The 1,813-nt window shown below is 63.5% G+C and carries 1 protein-coding gene; it reads right to left on the bottom strand.

Going from position 1 to position 1,813, the window contains the following annotated elements:
• Nucleotides 1–1,431: arabinosylfuranosidase ArfA (arfA, locus tag DBR22_RS15440; protein ID WP_108599755.1), on the bottom strand; the 1,431-nt coding region annotated here is incomplete at its 3' end.
• Between the last annotated feature and the right edge of the window lie 382 nt (nt 1,432–1,813).

Here is a 1,813-nt window from a genome sequence, read left to right on the forward strand (position 1 = left end):
GGGAAGGACCGACGTCGAATCGTCGGCGGTCGCCTGCCAGTACGGGTCCTTGTTGGCGAAGGTGACCGCCTCGATGATCCGGGCGTTGCCCAGTCCCACGATCGAGGCGTCGAGTGCCAGTGCATCCGTTGCGGAGCGGTTGACGGCGAACACGACTGCCTCGCCTGCCTCGGCGTCGAGGGTTGCGACGGCGGACACTGCCGGAAAGTCCGGAGTCTTGCCGCCGCTGAGCAGCGGAGACTCCACGGCGAGCTGCAGCACCGTACCGGCCGCGTGGCGGGAAGTCAGGGCGAAGGGGTGGAAGGTGGTCTGCTTCCAGGCGCGGCCGCCCGGCTCGGTCATGATGGGGGCAATCACGTTGACCAGCTGCGCCAGGCTGGCGGAGTGCACGCGGTCCGTGTTGCGCAGCAGCGTGATCAGCAGATCCCCGACGACGACGGCGTCCGCCACCGTGTAACGGTCCTCCAGCAGGACGGGGGCCACCGGCCAGTCCGTGCCGGCGGGTGCCTTCGACTCGCCGCGGCTCATGTGCCAGACATTCCATTCGTCAAAGGAGATGTTGACCTGTTTGCTGGACTTTTTGACCGACTTCACGTGGTCGATGTGGGCCACGATGTCCCTGATGAAGGATTCCATCCGGCGCCCTGCCGAGAGGTGTTCCTGAAGGTCGCCGAAGTCCTCAAAATACTGGTGCGCGGAAATCAGGTCCACCAGATCGTAGGTCTCCGTCAGGACAACCCGTTCCCATTCGCCGAAGGTGTCCATGGTGGGCGCCGAGCTGCCGCAGGCCACCAGCTCCAGGTCCGGATCGATCATGCGCATTCCCCGGGCGGTGTCAGCGGCGAGCCGGCCGTATTCGAGGGCATTCTTGTGGCCGATCTGCCACGGCCCGTCCATCTCGTTGCCCAGGCACCACATTCTGATGCCGTATCCGTCCGCAGCGCCGTTGGCCTTTCGCTGGTCCGAGAAGGCCGTCCCGCCGTCGATGTTGCAGTACTCCAGCAGGTCCAGGGCTTCCTGGGTACCCCGCGTCCCCAGGTTGACGGCCATCATCGTTTCGACGCCCGCCTTGACTGACCACTTGGTGAACTCGTCAACGCCCACGAGATTGGGGTCGGTGGAATGCCACGCGAGGTCCAGCCGCGCCGGGCGCTGGTCCACCGGGCCTACGCCGTCTTCCCAGCGGTATCCGGAGACGAAGTTTCCGCCCGGGTACCGGACCGTGGAGACACCCAGCTCGCGGGTCAGCTCCAGGACGTCCGTGCGGAACCCGTCCTCATCAGCCTTGGGGTGCCCGGGCTCGAAGATCCCGGTGTAGACACAGCGGCCCAGATGTTCCACGAATGCCCCGAAGGTCCTGCGCCGGACCGGGCCGACGGTGAAGGCCGGGTCGATGGTGATCTTGGCTGTGGCATTGTCCTGGGCGGTCATCCTGGTCCTCGTTCATTCAAAATTTACAACGTTATAGAAAACCATCATAGACATGCGGCTGCTCGAGTCAAGGCTTCCGGTTGCACCCGGCGTTCCAAGGACGGTTTGATGGCGGTTTGGCGGCGGTTCGACGGCGGTTTGACGGGGATCTGACGGGGATGCAGCGGCGCTTCCAACGTGAAGCGCGAGTACCCGACTCCCAAAACCAAGTACTACCTAATCTGATAAACGAGTACCGATTACGCGTTCACCCGGCACGGCTGCGGAACTACGTTCTACTCAGAGCAAAGACTCGCACATCTCACTGGGTTGGATCTCTCACTAGGGGGTTGTGAGAAGGAATGAATACAGCAATTACCAGCCGCGCTTTCCCGGACCAGCA

Source organism: Arthrobacter sp. HMWF013 (assembly GCF_003061105.1).
Classification (GTDB): Bacteria; Actinomycetota; Actinomycetes; order Actinomycetales; family Micrococcaceae; genus Arthrobacter.